Source organism: Bradyrhizobium sp. AUGA SZCCT0160, assembly GCF_018130105.1.
Classification (GTDB): Bacteria; Pseudomonadota; Alphaproteobacteria; order Rhizobiales; family Xanthobacteraceae; genus Bradyrhizobium.
In genome coordinates this window covers 309,816-324,214 of sequence record NZ_JAFCMD010000003.1, presented here as the reverse complement: position 1 = coordinate 324,214, position 14,399 = coordinate 309,816, and the positions used below count along the sequence as shown (strand labels likewise).

Below are 14,399 nucleotides of genomic sequence, written 5' to 3'. Positions count from 1 at the left end.
TGAGATGAAAATAATGAAAAAGACCGTGGCCGTGCTGGCTGTGACTGTTGCGGCCGGACTCGCCTTCGCCGGCATCGTCCATGCCCAGCAGAAGACGATGTCGATCGGTACCGGCGGAACCGGCGGCGTCTACTATCCGCTTGGCGGCGCCGTCGCCAACGTGCTGTCAAAGAGCCTTCCCAACGTGCAGGCCACCGCCGAGGTCACCGGCGGCTCGATCGACAATCTCAAGCTGATCGGCACCGGGCAGAGCGAGATGGGCTTCACCATGGCCGATGCCGCGCTCGACGCGCTGCAGGGCCAGGACAAGTTCAAGAGTGGCAAGCTGCCGCTGCAGGCGCTGCTCGTGGTCTATCCGAACCGCATGCACGTGGTGACCGTCGAAGGCACCGGCATCGAGACCATGGCCGACCTGAAAGGCAAGCGCGTCTCGACCGGTTCGCCGGGCGGCGCCACCGAAGTGATGGCGTTCCGCGTCATCGAGGCCGCCGGCCTCGACAAGGACAAGGACATGAAGCGCGAGCGACTAGGCGTCGCGGAATCCGTCAACGCCATCAAGGACCGCAAGATCGACGCGTTCTTCTGGGTCGGCGGCATTCCGACCGCGGCGGTGACCGATCTGGCTGCAACGCCGGGCATCAAGATGAAGCTGATCGATCACGGCGACCTCGCCGCGAAGATGAATGCCAAGTACGGCAAGCTCTACACGTCAAGCAAGATCAAGGCGGGCTCCTATCCCGGCTACGACAAGGACAATTCCATCGCCGAGGTCTGGAACCTGATCGTAACCGGCGACAAGATGACCAACGACGATGCCTACACGATCGTCAAGACTCTGGTGGAGAAGAAGGCCGACATCGTTGCCGTGCACAAGGAAGCCGAGAGCTTCTCGCTCGACAACCAGGTGCAGGATCGCTCGCCGATCCCGTTCCATCCCGGCGCGCTGAAGTACTTCAAGGAAAAAGGCATCGGCGGCTAACGCCGGCTGCCTGCAATCTTCTGATTGCATTTGACCTCTGATTGCATTTGACCGCGGTCCGCCAAGGGCCGCGGTCATTTCTTTGACCTTGCGCTTCTTGCGACATTCGCCGCTATCGGCCTGATCGGATTCTGCGCCATGATGCCGGAGCCCCGAGGCATGACGCCGACGGGGGTGGCGGTCGCGCCGATTAACAAATACGGTCCGCCGAAATTTTGGAGGGACCGACATGACTTCGAAGATTATCCATCCGCACCGCCTGAGCCGCCGCGCTGTGCTGACCGGCGCCGCTGCCCTTGGCGGTATGTCGCTGTTGCCGCAGCGGGCGGGCGCCGATCAATGGCCGACACGGCCGGTCAAACTGGTCGTGCCGTTCGCGGCCGGTGGCACCACCGACATCCTGGCGCGCGTGGTCGCGGCAAAAGTCTCCGAGGAATTCGGCCAGCAATTCATCGTCGAAAACAAGACCGGCGCCGGCGGCAACATCGCGGCTGAATTCGTCGCGAAGGCCGAGCCCGACGGTTACACCTTCGTGGTGGGAACGCCGGGCACGCACGCCATCAACCAGTTCGTGTTCAAGAACATGAACTACGACCAGGCCAGGGATATCGCGCCGGTCATCATCATCGCGCGGGTACCCAATCTTTGTTCGGTCACCAATTCGCTGCCGGTGAAATCGGTCGCGGAGCTGATCGCCTATGCCAAATCGAAACCGGGCGAGTTGTTCTACGGCACGCCGGGGCTCGGCAGCACCGCGCATGTCTCGACCGAATTGTTCAAGTCGATGACTGGCGTCGAGATGACTCACGTTCCCTACAAGGGCAGCGCACCGGCGCTGACCGACCTGATCGCCGGCCGCGTGCAGCTGACGATCGACAATCTGCCGGCCTCGCAGCCGTTCGCCGAATCCAACTCGATCCGTCCATTGGCGGTCTCCTCCGCCAAGCGCTGGCCGGGCCTGCCTGATCTGCCGACGATCGCGGAAGCCGGCGTACCCGGTTACGAGGCGGCATCCTGGTTCACCATCGGTGCGCCGGCCAAGACGTCGAAGGAGATCATCGACAGGCTCAACGCCAGCGTCGACAAATTCCTCAAGACAGAGGACGGCATCGCGCGGCTGCGCAAGCTCGGCGCCGAGCCGGCCGGCGGGTCGCCCGCGGACATGCAGGCTTACGTGCTGGCGGAAACCGAGAAGTGGGGCAAGGTGGCCAAGTTCGCCGGCATCAAGCCGGAGTGACGATCGCATTCCGCACGGCCCGCCTGCGATGAAGCGATTCTTCTGTTCGGCGCGAACATAAACTGTGGCCGCGCCGACAAGCGACCACAGGCGTTAACGCGCGTCCAGCAATGAAACAGCGCGCAATGCACGCGTCAGTTCATAGAACATGCCGACGACAGCAACGACCAACGGATGGATCTCCGTTGGGCTCCCGAGTTGTCATATTACAGCCAGATGACTTGCCGCTTTCGTTACAATTCTAATTTCATTGGCGGCTTTAACCTTACCCACGCATTCATCACCGTGTCCCTAAAACTCCATGATTAGCGCCGCCGCGCGGATGTACGACTAGCGTCGATATCTGAGCAGGGGGACGGAATGAATCTGATCAATGCAAACGCGCATGCGCGCGCCGGTGGCTTCGGACTACGAAGGATGATGCCCCGCGCCTGCGTGGCCGACGCCAAGAAACACCTGCGGCTGTTCCTCTCTGACGCGCTCGAGGAACTCGGCTTCATCACCAGCGCATGCGCTTGTGCAAGCGAGTTGGCGGGAGTGCTTGACGCACAACAGCCCGACCTCGTCGTGCTCGGCGTGTCCGTCAACGGGACCGAAGTCGGCGAAATTCTCGAAGTTCTGGTCCGGAAAAATTTCGGCGGCAAGGTGCTCATCATCGGCCCACCGGACTCGATTATGGTAAAGGCGGTTCGGCAAATTGCCGAGGAATACGACATCGCGATGCTGCCATCGCTGCCGACGCCCTTCAGCGCCGGAACGTTGCGGGCCAGCGTCGCCTCGCTGCTGCCCACCGAACCGGCGCCGAGCCCGGCGGTGGACGTGGCCGAGGCGCTGAAGGCCGGGTGGCTCGAATTGTGGTATCAGCAAAAGATCAATGCCCGCACCCTGATTCCCTGCGGCGCTGAGGCGCTGGTGCGGATGCGACATCCCGCCTGGGGCGTCGTTCCACCGGCGTATTTCATTCCGGACGACAAGGATCCGCATTATCGCGCGCTGTCCGAGTTCGTGATCGGCCGCGCGATCGAGGATTGGCATTACCTTCTGGAGCAGCAAGGTCCGGTTGATCTCTCGATCAACCTGCCGGTTTCGTTTTTAAGGGGCCGCGAAACGGTGCGCGACCTGTGTCTCGGAATGCCCGACCATCCCGCGTTCGGCGGCTTGATCATCGAGATCGACAGCGCCGAGGTGACGGACAATCTGGATCTCGTGATCGACGTCGCCAGACAGGTGCGCCTGCATAATATCGCGATTGCCGTCGATAATGTCGGCCCGGAATGGCCGGCGCTCATGGGGCTCCGGAACTTTCCATTCGTCGAGCTGAAAGTCGATCATCAGTTTGTCACCGGCTGCGCGGATGACCGCTTGAAGCAGACCGTATGCCGCCACATCGTCGAGCTGGCGCAGGACCACGGCGCGCGCGCCATCGCCCAGGGCGTCGAAACCCGCACCGATTTTCTCGCCGCGCATGACATGGGTTTCGATCTGGTCCAGGGCTATCTGTTCAGCAAGCCGCTCGGGGTCAAGAAATTTGCCCGCTCGCCCCCCGTGCTGCCATCCCCCGTCGGGCAAAAGCCGTGAGGGGCGCTCGGTCGGGCTCAGCCGAACTTCGTCAAGAACTGGCTCACGGATGGACCAGCCGCGTGCGCGCGCGGCCGTGTTCATCGAAATTCCCGTCCGCGAGCCACGCGGCGATGGCGGCGCGGCGCGACGGCCACTCGGCGGCGACGATCGAGTGCCACGCCACGTCGCAGCGACGCCCCTTGCTGAAGGCCGAACCACGCCATGTACCTTCCGGCGTAAAACCGTAGCGCGCGGCCGCGTTCAGCGACGCCTGGTTTGCCGCGTTGCAGCGCCAGACCAGCCGCTGGTACTGCAATTCCTCCATCGCATATTGCATCAGGAGAAAGATCGCTTCGGTCGCGGCCCGGGTTCGCTGCAGCCGCGGCGAAAACCAGATCGCCCCGATTTCGATCGCGCCGTCGGCAGGATAGATATCGCACAGCGAGAGCCAGCCTTGAGCCACGCCGCTGCTTTTCGCCCGCACCGCCCAGAACGGCTGATCGGCCCGCGCAGCCAGTTCGGTGATCAACTCCAGCAAGTCGCACTGCTGCGCGAACGGCCCGTAGCGCAAATAGGCAAATGACGCATCGGCGCCCTGCGCGGCGTGCCAGGGCTCGTCCGCGTGTCCGACGGCAAGCGGTTCGAGGGACATCGCGCGTCCCTCAAACCGGATTCGTTCAGGAAACGGCCAGGGCGGCGGCGGCGCGCCCGGCGCGGAGGGGGCGGCTGTCACGCCCGCCGCCCATCAATCGAACTTCATGTCGAGACATTTCGAGATGTCGGAGCCGAGGCCGGACGAGATGATGATGCAGCCGCGCACCTTGCGCGCATTGTTGTCGCTGGCCCACACCGCATAGCCGCCGGGCCCGAAGAACGAGTTGGTGTTCGGCGGTTCGGTTTCGGTGGCGTCGAACGAATAGTTCGAATCGGTCTCGAAGATGCGGGGCTTCTTGGCGCAGTTGCCGTCGGCCTGCACGTTGATAACTTCCTTGTTGTCGCGCGTCAGCGCCAGCGTGACCTGGCAGCGGAAATATTCCGAGGTCTTGATGTTGAAGACATACGCGTACGATCTGCAGGTTGCGGTGTTGAGCTTGCCGGGGCTCAGGCCGCGGCTGCAGGCAATCCGCTGGTTGTTGCTGAGCTTGAATTCGTCGGCCTGGACAGCGGAAGCCAGCGTCATGAAAGACAGCGCAACACCGAAACCAATCTTCATGACGAGGTTCATCCGAATCATCCCTATAACGTTTCTGGCAATAGCGGTTTGTAACCGGAAACCGGAACATAGTCGCGAAGTCGAAGGCGGGAAATCACAAAGTCGCAGAGAAGGCGTGATGCGGCGAAGGTACCATTGACGGAATAATGACGTTCGTGATTTGTTCAAACGAATGGGGCAGAAGCCAATTTTGGCCGCTGGGAGGGACAACGATGACGGGAATTTCAGCCAAGACCTTTTTGATCGCGGCCGCGCTCGGCGGGCTGACGTCGTCTGCATTCGCACAGGCCGCCGCGCCAACGCCCTGGGAGCTGACCTCCGGCACGGGCTATGCCTACGGCAAAGACGGCAAGACGGTTGCGTACAAGTTGGGCACCAACAACGCCGGCACGCTGCTGAAGGGCGCCAAGAAAGTGCCGAAGGGCACGCTGTTCTTCGTCGGCGAGAACGGCCAGCTTTACATGCGCACCGGCCCCTACCTCGAAGACGACGGCAAGTTCAAGTTCGGCGCGAATTGAGGGGTGCGCTTAACCACCGCTTGTCGTCCCGGCCTAGTGCGCAATTGCGCATCAGACGCCGGGACCCATACGCCGCGGCGGTCATTGTAACGGATGGTCTCTAACGCCAGCGTCCACACAGAGGGGCCGCGGCGTATGGGTCCGGCTCAAGGCCGGGACGACGATGTTTCAGCAGAGTCGCCTAAAACGCCGCCGCCAGTTCCTTCGCACCTGGCTTGCCGCTGTTGACGTCCATCCGCTCGTCGGTGATCGCAAGCAGTTTTGCCACCGTGTTGTGGCGGATCGCGACCGGGTTGCGCTCGTAGCCACCGCGCTGGAAGAAATTCGAGGTCGGCACCTGCTCGCGCATCGCCTGCGGCATCGTCACCATGTCGAGGCCGGTGCTGTCACCGGTCAGGTTCATCATCTCGAGTTCAGCGGCGCTGAGCGGCCTGGTGTAACCCTTGGCGCGCGCGAACAGCACCGAGGTCAGCAGCTTGTGGGTCTGCAGCAGCGGGCCGACGTCGATGTCCAGCACCATGGCGTGGACCCCCCAGCCCTGCGGCGTGCTGGCGAGCTTCTCGTGCTCCGACCATTGCACCGGCACCGAGCGCGTGAACGCGACCATCCGCTTCAATACCGCCAGTTTGTGATCCATCGCCTTGCGCGCCGGTCCTGACAGGCCGGCGGCCTTCTCCGTCAACGCCTTGACGATGTCATGCCCCTGTTCGGCGAGCAGCGAGACGGTGTTGGTGGTGAGCAACTGGTTGTAGCCAACCGCCGTCGAGATCGCGCGCGAGCCCGGGCGCGAGGAACTCAATCCGGATTGCATGTCGTGATTGCCGTTGCCGCCGGTCTCGAACGAATAGACCCGTACGATCTGCTCGCGCGTCAGCCCGGACGCCAATGCGACGCGGCCATAGGCGCGCTTGAACTCGACCTCGCTGGCGGGCCGCTGCGGCGTAAACTGGAAATGCGCCGCGGCGGCTTGCAGGAAATCGGCGACCACCGGAAGCGGCTTGCGCTCGCGCGGCTTGTCGTCGGGCTCCGGATCCACCGGCCGCTTCGGCCCGTCGTAAAGCGGCGGCTGCGTCAGCACATAATCATTGAGCGTGATGGCCTGGCGCTCGCGCCGCTTGGCATTGCGGCCACGCCGTTTTTCGGCAATCGCGCTCCAGTAGGGTTCGGCTTCCTGCTCGAACGCGGCGCGCGCGGCCTGATATTCCTTCAGCTTGCGGCGATATTCCGCGATCGCCTGTGGCGAGGCCGCCTGCGCCATCGCATCCGCCGCTGAGGCCGGCAGCGCGTCCATGGCCAAAGCCCGCGGCGCGCCCGCGGGAAGCGCGAGCGCGACAAGGCCAAGACAGAGGCGAATCAATTGCAGGCGCATCGCCTTGTTGTAGCAAGTGTCGGGCTCAAGTCAGCCCCGAAACGGCGCGGCGCGGTGCCGCTCACTCCTGCTCGACGCCGCTGGTCTTGATCAGTTGCGACCACTTCTTTTCATCCTTGTCGATGAAATCGGCGTAGTCCTCCGGCGTGCCGGGTGTGATTTCGGTGCCGTCATTGGCCAATTGCCTCTTGACCTCGTCGGAGCCAAGCGCGTCGCGCAGCACCTTGTTGAGCTTGTCGATGATGGGGCGCGGCGTGCCGGCAGGCGCCGCGAGGCCGTAATACAGCGACGCATCGAAGCCGGCAAGGCCCGCTTCCGCCATCGTCGGCACGTCCGGCAGCAGGCCGGAGCGGGTCGTGCTGGTCACCGCGAGGGCGCGCAGTTTGCCGGCCGAGACGTTGGGGTGCGAGGCCGGGATCGGCGCAAACGCCATCGGGATATGGCCACCCAACAGATCGGTCAGCGCCGGACCGGTTCCCTTGTAGGGAATATGCACCAGCGTGATCCCGGCGGTGCGGGCGAAATATTCGCCGGTGATGTGACTGACCGTGCCGGCGCCGGCCGAGCCGAAATTGACCTTGCCGGGATTGGCCTTTGCGTGCGCGATCAGTTCGGCAACGGTCTTGGCCGGAAACGACGGATGCACCACCAGCGAATTCGGCGCATTGCCGATCAGGCCGATCGGCGCGAAATCCTTGCGCGGATCGTAGCCGGCGCTCTTGTAGAGCGACGGCCCGATCGCGAGCGTGCCGGTATAACCCAGCACCAGCGTGTAGCCATCGGGATCGCTTTTGGCGACGGCCTTGGTGCCGATCGTGCCGCCGGCGCCGGGGCGGTTGTCAACCACCACCTTCTCGCCGAGCAGTTCGCTCATCTTGTCGGCGATGCCGCGGCCGACGATCGAGGTCGAACCACCAGGCGCAAACGGAATCACCAGCGTGATCGCCCGGGTCGGATAGTTTTGAGCTTGCGCGCTGTTGAGGCTGGCGGCGAAGCCGACGGCGATGATGACGGCTAAAGCGTTACCGCGCATTCAGCACTCCCTTGGGATCATTGTTCTTGTTGGCCGTATGGTCGCTGAAACTGCCGACATCCGCAACCCGTGTTCCGGACAACCCTACCCATCGTCGTTGCGAGCCAACGGGTCGCAATGACGGACTTAAGGAGTCCTATTTCCAGGCGAACACCGGCTGCTCCAGCTCGGCCACGCGGGTATTGCGGCCGGCCAGCACTTCGCTGAATTGATAGATCAGTGCCGCCGTCGGCGCGTGGATGTGTTGGCCGGCGAGCCGAAAGCGGATCACGCGCCGCGCGCTTTCGGGAATCCTGGTGAAGCTGAACGCGTCTTGCTGCTCGATCTCATCAAGCGCGATGCGATGCACGGAAGCCACCTCCGCCGGGTTCGGCACCAGCGCGGCCTTCGTGCTCGCCCACACTACGACCGGCGTGATCAGATAGCCGGACCTCGTCGGATAGTCGTCGAGCAGGCCCAGCACATCGCTCTCTCCGAGCTCCAGGCCGAGCTCTTCATGAAGCTCGCGCAACGCCGACTGGACTTGCGTCTCGCCGGGATCGCAGCGTCCGCCCGGCAGCGCCCATTGCGCCGAATGGGAGCGCAGGCCCTCGGCACGCCGCGTCAGGAGAAACGCCGTTTCGGCACCATTCTCGCTTTCGGTGAGCGCGATGACAACGGCGGCCCGCTTCAGCGCAGGCTCCGGCTCATCCGCGGTCGCCCGCGAAAAAGCTGCAACAAGCTCTGCGATATTTCGCCGGGTGGCATCATCAAATGAACGGGCCATGGCGCTTGACTACAATACTCCCGCGTTTGATGAAATGACGTTCAGGACATGACCGCCTGCAGGGAACGGAATGCATCAGATGACGACCAGGGCCGCCACGGAGAAGCTCAAATCCGATGGCTGGAAAATCGTCGAGACGACCGGATTCCTGCATCTGATAGGACCCCTGTGGCAGCGAACGCTCGGCGGCGAGCTTGAATTCGCGCTGATCACCGAGGACAAGCATCACAACCGCCGCGGCCTGGTGCAGGGCGGCGTGCTGATGACGTTTGCCGACCGCACCTGCGGCATCACCGCGCGACACGTCTCGGGCAAGCCGACGCTGGCGACCGTGCAGCTCGACACGCATTTCGTTGAATCCGGCAGGATCGGCGAGGTGCTGATCTCGAAGCCACACGTGGTGCGCGCCACCCGCAGCCTGATTTTCATCACCACCGAAGTCACCGTCGACCAGCGCTGTATCGCGATGGCATCGGGCGTGTTTAAGATATTGAAGAATGAAAGTTAGACACCGTCATTCCGGGATGGTGCATTAGCACCAGACCCGGAATCTCGCGATTCCGGGTTCGATGCTTCGCATCGCCCCGGAATGACGGCTCAAGTTAGAGGATCCGCCCGATGCAATATCGTCAACTCGGTCGCAGCGGCCTGAAGATTTCGCCGATCTGCTTGGGCACCATGATGTTCGGCGGACCGACCGACGAAGCGACGTCGTCGCGGATCGTGGCGAAGGCACGCGAGGCCGGGATCAATTTCATCGACAGCGCGGACGCCTATAATGGCGGCAAGTCCGAGCAAGTGGTCGGCCGCGCCATTGCCAACATCAGGCACAGTTGGGTGCTCGCGACAAAACTCGCCAACCAGATGGGTGACGATCCCAATTGCGGCGGGCTGTCGCGGCGCTGGGTGCTGCAGGCGGTGGAAGAGAGTTTGAAGCGGCTCGGCACCGACTATATCGATATCTACTATCTGCATAAGGAAGACCACGCGACGCCGCTGGAAGAGACCGTGCGCGCGATGGGCGACCTGATGCGGCAGGGCAAGATCCGCTATTTCGGCGTCTCGAATTACCGCGCCTGGCGCGTCGCCGAGATCTGCAACATCTGCGACCGCAACGGCATCGATCGTCCGATCGTGAGCCAGCCGTATTACAACGCCATGAACCGGATGCCGGAGGTCGAGCACTTCCCGGCCTGCGGCTATTACGGTCTCGGCATCGTGCCCTATAGCCCCTTGGCGCGCGGCGTGCTGACCGGCAAGTACCTGCCCGATGCGACGCCCGACAAGGACAGCCGCGCCGGCCGCAACGACAAGCGCATGATGCAGACCGAATGGCGGCCGGAATCGCTGCAGCTCGCGCAGCAAATCAAGGAGCACGCCGAAGGGCGCGGCATCACCGCCGGGCAGTTCGCGGTGTCATGGGTGCTGAACTCGTCATTCGTGTCCGCCGTGATCGCCGGTCCCCGCACCGAGCAGCAGTGGGACGACTACCTGAAGGCGCTCGATTATCGCTTCACGTCGGAGGACGAAGCGCTGATCGACCGGCTGGTCGTGAGTGGGCATCCATCCACACCGGGGTTCAACGATCCCGCCTATCCGATCGAGGGACGGCGCGCGCGCACCGTGACTTAAACGAAAGTCGCATACGACATCGCGGGCTTGCGAAATTTAATTCAGCGCCTTCGGAATAAATCCGGAAGCAGTCATCGACGTTGTTCACCATCTGCCGCGTCGAAGCGTCGCATCTTCCCGAACATTCTTGCCAAACACCTGCGCAAGCCTTTGTCTCCCTTCCAATAATAAGGGGCGCATCCTCGGTTGGATCGCCGTCAAAACGGGGAGGAAACCATGACGACATCCAAAAAGGACACCACTTCCAGCCGCCGCCGCTTCCTGAAAGCGGCCGCCGCGGGCGCCGCAGCAACGGTCGCGGCACCGAGCATCGCCAGCGCGCAAGGCGCGACCAGCATGCGCTTCCAGAGCACCTGGCCGGCCAAGGACATTTTCCACGAGTATGCGCTCGACTACGCCAAGAAGGTCAACGACATGACCGGCGGCGACCTCAAGATCGAGGTGCTGCCGGCCGGCGCCGTGGTGCCCGCCTTCGGCCTGCTCGAGGCGGTCTCGAAGGGTACGCTCGACGGCGGCCACGGCGTGCTCGCCTATCATTACGGCAAGCAGAACGCGCTCGCGCTGTGGGGCTCCGGTCCCGGCTATGCGATGGACGCCAACATGCTGCTGGCCTGGCACAAGTACGGCGGCGGCAAGGAGCTTCTGGCCAAGCTGTACAACTCGATCGGCGCCAACGTCGTCTCGTTCCCGTATGGGCCGATGCCGACCCAGCCGCTCGGCTGGTTCAAGAAGCCGGTCACCAAGGCGGACGACCTGAAGGGCGTCAAGTTCCGGACCGTCGGCATTTCGATCGACGTGTTCAGCGGCATGGGTGCCGCGGTCAACGCCTTGCCCGGCGGTGAAATCGTCGCTGCGCTCGATCGCGGCCTGCTCGATGCCGCCGAATTCAACAACGCCACGTCGGACCGCGTCCTCGGCTTCCCCGACGTGTCCAAGATCTGCATGCTGCAGAGCTATCACCAGAATGCCGAGCAGTTCGAGATCATGTTCAACAAGGACAAGTACGACGCGCTGCCGGCGAAGATCCGCGCGATCCTCGACAACGCCGCCGAAGCGGCCGGGCAGGACATGGCCTGGAAGGCGATCGACCGGTATTCGAAAGACTACGCCGAGATGCAGACCAAGGATAACGTCAAGTTCTACAAGACCCCTGACTCGGTGCTGCAGGCGCAGCTCGATATTTACGATCAGGTCGTCGAGAAAAAGTCGGCGGAGAATCCGCTGTTCAAGGAGATCGTTGCGTCCCAGCTGGCCTTCGCCAAGCGCGCGACGCAGTGGGAGCAGGACACGGTGGTGAACCGCCGCATGGCGTATAACCACTACTTCGGACCCAACGCCAAGAAGCGGACCTAACGGCAATAGAATCGGCCAACAGACCCCGTCCGGGATGGCAATCCCGGGCGGGGTCTTGTATCGTCGGCTGGCCATCGCCTGCGTATTCACGACGTGAACGCGCTCCGACGCGGCGCCGGATCTCAGGTCGGCCATTACGCCCGATCCCGTCCGGATCATTCCTGTACCAGGCAGCCCTGTACCAAGCAGTCCAGATTTCATGAACAGCGACCGTTTTCTGCATACCCTCGACGGTATCAGCACCTTTGCCGGCAAGGCGGCCGCCTGGCTGGTGATGGGCTTGATGCTTCTCGTCTGCGCCGAGGTTTTCAAGCGCTACATCCTGAACATGCCGACCGCATGGATCTTCGACGCGTCGAATATGCTGTACGGCGCGGCGTTCATGCTCGGTGGCGCCTATACGCTGGCGCAGAACGCCCATGTCCGCGGCGACTTTCTCTACTCCTCGATGCGGCCGCGCACCCAGGCCGGGCTCGATCTGGTGCTCTACATCGTGTTTTTCCTGCCCGGGATCGCGGCGCTGGCCTATGCCGGCTGGGACTATGCCGCGCTGTCATGGCGCATCAACGAGCATTCCAATGTGACCGCGGACGGACCACCGGTCTATCATTTCAAGGCGATGATCCCGCTGGCCGGCTTTTTGCTGCTGCTGCAGGGGTCCGCCGAAATCGCGCGCTGCGTCATCTGCCTCAAGACCGGCGTGTGGCCGAGCCGCCTCAAGGACGTCAGCGAAATCGATGTCGTCGAGGAGCAACTGGCGCTGAGCGAGCATGTCGACGACGAAACGCGCCGCAACGCGATCGAGCACGCGCAGAACATCGAGGAGAGCGCGCGCCAGCGCGGCTTGGGCGGAGCGTCACAGCCATGAGCGATCCGGCACTCGGGCTTTTGATGCTCGGACTCATCGTCGTCGTCATCATCATGGGTTTCCCCACGGCGTTCACGCTGATGGGGCTTGGCATGTTCTTCGGCTTCTTCGCCTATTACCGCGCCGGCGAATCCTGGGCCGACAACCACATCTTCGACCTGATGGTCCAGCGCACCTATGGCGCGATGACCAACGACGTCCTGATCTCCATCCCGCTGTTCGTCCTGATGGGCTACGTGATGGAACGCGGCGCGCTGGTGGACAAGATGTTCTACGCGATCCAGCTGGCGTTCCGGCGCGTGCCGGCGGCGCTCGCGGTCGCCTCGTTGATCGTCTGCACCTTCTGGGGCATTGCCTCGGGCCTGGTCGGCGCCGTCGTGGTGCTGATGGGCGTCATCGCCTTCAACCCGATGCTCAAGGCCGGCTATGACGTGAAACTCGCCTCCGGCGTCATCACCGCCGGCGGCACGCTCGGCATCCTGATCCCGCCCTCGGTCATGATCATCGTCTATGCGGCGGTCGCCGGGCAGTCGGTGGTCAAGCTGTATGCCGCGGCGATGTTTCCGAGTTTCTTCCTGGCGTTCCTCTACCTCGTCTACATCATCGGCTGGGCGCTGATTAACCCCAAAATCGCGCCGAAGCTGCCGGAGAGCGAAACCCGGGTGCCGGTGCGGCCGTGGGTGACGCAGGTCCAGCAGCTCTACTCGCGAAAAATGCTGCCGGCATTGCTGGCCGCGACGGTGGCCCCGTCGCGGGCCCTTGCCATCACGGTGGATGGCGCGCGGCTCGGCTACGGCACGATCCTCAAGAGCCTGTCGTTCGTGCTGGTGCCGCTGGTCATGACGCTCGGCACCCTGTGGGGCATCTGGTGGTACGTCGTGATCCACCAGCAGCCGGACGCGCCCACCGCCATCGAGCGCAGCGAGGCGCCGACCCCGCTCGGACAGGGGGCGCCGAGCAGCGAGCCGGTCGAGGAAAAACTCCAGGAACTGGGCAGCTCGGTCCAGCAGTCCGGCGCGGCCAAAAAGGGCGAGCCGGAGGTGCTGCAGCAGATGGGTAATCTGCAGAGCGAAACTGCCGCCCCGCCGTCGGCGTCCGGGCCGCCGGAAGGCTTCTACCTGTATTTCGGGTTCACCGCGGCCGTCCTGCTGCTGCTGCTGTTCTACTATTACGCGATCATGGAGGCCGAGCAGTTCGAGGTGCTGCGGCTACTCATCACCTCGGTGATGCCGCTTGGCCTGCTGACCGTGGTCGTTCTCGCCGTGATCCTGTTCGGCATCACGACCGCCACGGAATCGGCGGCGGTGGGCGCCGCCGGCGCCTTCCTGCTGGCGTTCCATGCCCGCACGCTGAACTGGAAAAAAACCAAGGAGGCGGTGTTCCTCACCCTCAAGACCACGTCGATGGTGTGCTGGCTGTTCGTCGGCTCGGCGCTGTTCTCGGCGGTGTTCGCGATTCTCGGCGGCCAGGCGCTGCTGGAGAGCTGGGTGCTGTCGCTCAACCTGACAACGCTCCAGTTCATGATCCTGTCGCAGGCGATCATCTTCGTGCTGGGCTGGCCGCTGGAATGGACCGAGATCATCGTGATCTTCGTGCCGATCTTCCTGCCGATGCTGAAGCACTTCGGCGTCGACCCGATCCTGTGGGGCGTGCTGGTGTTCGTGAACCTGCAGGCCGCCTTCCTGTCGCCGCCGGTGGCGATGTCGGCGTTCTACCTGAAAGGCGTTGCACCCAAGCACGTCACGCTGAACCAGATCTTTTCCGGCATGATGCCTTACATGTTCATCGTGATCGTCTGCATGGTCTTCATGTATATGTGGCCGGGCATGACGCTGTGGCTGCCGAAATATCTCTACGGCGGTTAGCGAGAC

The 14,399-nt window shown here is 63.2% G+C and carries 14 protein-coding genes; 9 read left to right on the top strand and 5 right to left on the bottom strand.

Features of this window, described 5'->3' with window-relative positions; all coding sequences use genetic code 11:
- Nucleotides 1-4 precede the first annotated feature (4 nt).
- From JQ558_RS07650 to JQ558_RS07640, 3 genes are all read left to right on the top strand, one after another.
- On the top strand, nucleotides 5-979 hold the full coding sequence (locus JQ558_RS07650) for a TAXI family TRAP transporter solute-binding subunit (protein WP_212209863.1): 975 nt from the start codon (nucleotides 5-7) through the stop codon (nucleotides 977-979).
- Nucleotides 980-1,208: 229 nt separating this feature from the next.
- Nucleotides 1,209-2,216: a tripartite tricarboxylate transporter substrate binding protein gene (locus JQ558_RS07645; protein ID WP_212293268.1), complete on the top strand. Its 1,008-nt coding sequence runs from the start codon at nucleotides 1,209-1,211 to the stop codon at nucleotides 2,214-2,216.
- Nucleotides 2,217-2,576: 360 nt separating this feature from the next.
- Nucleotides 2,577-3,794, top strand: a complete 1,218-nt coding sequence (locus JQ558_RS07640) for an EAL domain-containing protein (protein ID WP_212276069.1) — start codon at nucleotides 2,577-2,579, stop codon at nucleotides 3,792-3,794.
- A 43-nt stretch (nucleotides 3,795-3,837) separates the two neighbouring features.
- Here the strand turns inward: JQ558_RS07640 and JQ558_RS07635 are convergent, their stop codons facing one another.
- Together JQ558_RS07635 and JQ558_RS07630 are read right to left on the bottom strand one after the other, a co-directional pair.
- Nucleotides 3,838-4,428, bottom strand: a complete 591-nt coding sequence (locus tag JQ558_RS07635) for a GNAT family N-acetyltransferase (RefSeq protein ID WP_212293267.1) — start codon at nucleotides 4,426-4,428, stop codon at nucleotides 3,838-3,840.
- A 93-nt stretch (nucleotides 4,429-4,521) separates the two neighbouring features.
- Nucleotides 4,522-5,001 carry a hypothetical protein gene (locus JQ558_RS07630; protein WP_212209867.1) on the bottom strand — a complete coding sequence of 160 codons (480 nt, stop codon included), beginning with the start codon at nucleotides 4,999-5,001 and terminating at the stop codon, nucleotides 4,522-4,524.
- Nucleotides 5,002-5,201: 200 nt separating this feature from the next.
- On the opposite strand from JQ558_RS07630, the gene JQ558_RS07625 reads away from it, so the two are divergent.
- A complete protein-coding gene (locus tag JQ558_RS07625) occupies nucleotides 5,202-5,507 on the top strand; it encodes a hypothetical protein (protein WP_212209868.1) in 306 nt (101 codons plus the stop codon).
- Nucleotides 5,508-5,688: 181 nt separating this feature from the next.
- Here the strand turns inward: JQ558_RS07625 and JQ558_RS07620 are convergent, their stop codons facing one another.
- From JQ558_RS07620 to JQ558_RS07610, 3 genes are all read right to left on the bottom strand, one after another.
- Entirely contained in the window at nucleotides 5,689-6,876 is a 1,188-nt protein-coding gene (locus JQ558_RS07620; RefSeq protein ID WP_212293266.1) for a hypothetical protein, read from the bottom strand.
- Between the two features lie 61 nt (nucleotides 6,877-6,937).
- Entirely contained in the window at nucleotides 6,938-7,909 is a 972-nt protein-coding gene (locus tag JQ558_RS07615) for a tripartite tricarboxylate transporter substrate binding protein (RefSeq protein ID WP_212276067.1), read from the bottom strand.
- Nucleotides 7,910-8,045: 136 nt separating this feature from the next.
- Nucleotides 8,046-8,675 carry a CoA pyrophosphatase gene (locus JQ558_RS07610; protein ID WP_212293265.1) on the bottom strand — a complete coding sequence of 210 codons (630 nt, stop codon included), beginning with the start codon at nucleotides 8,673-8,675 and terminating at the stop codon, nucleotides 8,046-8,048.
- A 79-nt stretch (nucleotides 8,676-8,754) separates the two neighbouring features.
- On the opposite strand from JQ558_RS07610, the gene JQ558_RS07605 reads away from it, so the two are divergent.
- The 5 genes from JQ558_RS07605 (at nucleotide 8,755) to JQ558_RS07585 (ending at nucleotide 14,393) form a co-directional block, all read left to right on the top strand.
- A complete protein-coding gene (locus JQ558_RS07605) occupies nucleotides 8,755-9,183 on the top strand; it encodes a PaaI family thioesterase (RefSeq protein WP_212293264.1) in 429 nt (142 codons plus the stop codon).
- Nucleotides 9,184-9,293: 110 nt separating this feature from the next.
- Nucleotides 9,294-10,307, top strand: coding sequence for an aldo/keto reductase (locus tag JQ558_RS07600; RefSeq protein ID WP_212293263.1), 1,014 nt, complete (start codon nucleotides 9,294-9,296; stop codon nucleotides 10,305-10,307).
- A 216-nt stretch (nucleotides 10,308-10,523) separates the two neighbouring features.
- Nucleotides 10,524-11,660, top strand: coding sequence for a TRAP transporter substrate-binding protein (locus tag JQ558_RS07595; protein WP_212209874.1), 1,137 nt, complete (start codon nucleotides 10,524-10,526; stop codon nucleotides 11,658-11,660).
- 199 nt (nucleotides 11,661-11,859) lie between these two features.
- Nucleotides 11,860-12,528, top strand: coding sequence for a TRAP transporter small permease subunit (locus JQ558_RS07590; RefSeq protein WP_212209875.1), 669 nt, complete (start codon nucleotides 11,860-11,862; stop codon nucleotides 12,526-12,528).
- Nucleotides 12,525-14,393, top strand: a complete 1,869-nt coding sequence (locus tag JQ558_RS07585; RefSeq protein ID WP_212293262.1) for a TRAP transporter large permease subunit — start codon at nucleotides 12,525-12,527, stop codon at nucleotides 14,391-14,393. The genes JQ558_RS07590 and JQ558_RS07585 overlap by 4 nt, the downstream gene beginning before the upstream one ends.
- Nucleotides 14,394-14,399 lie beyond the last annotated feature (6 nt).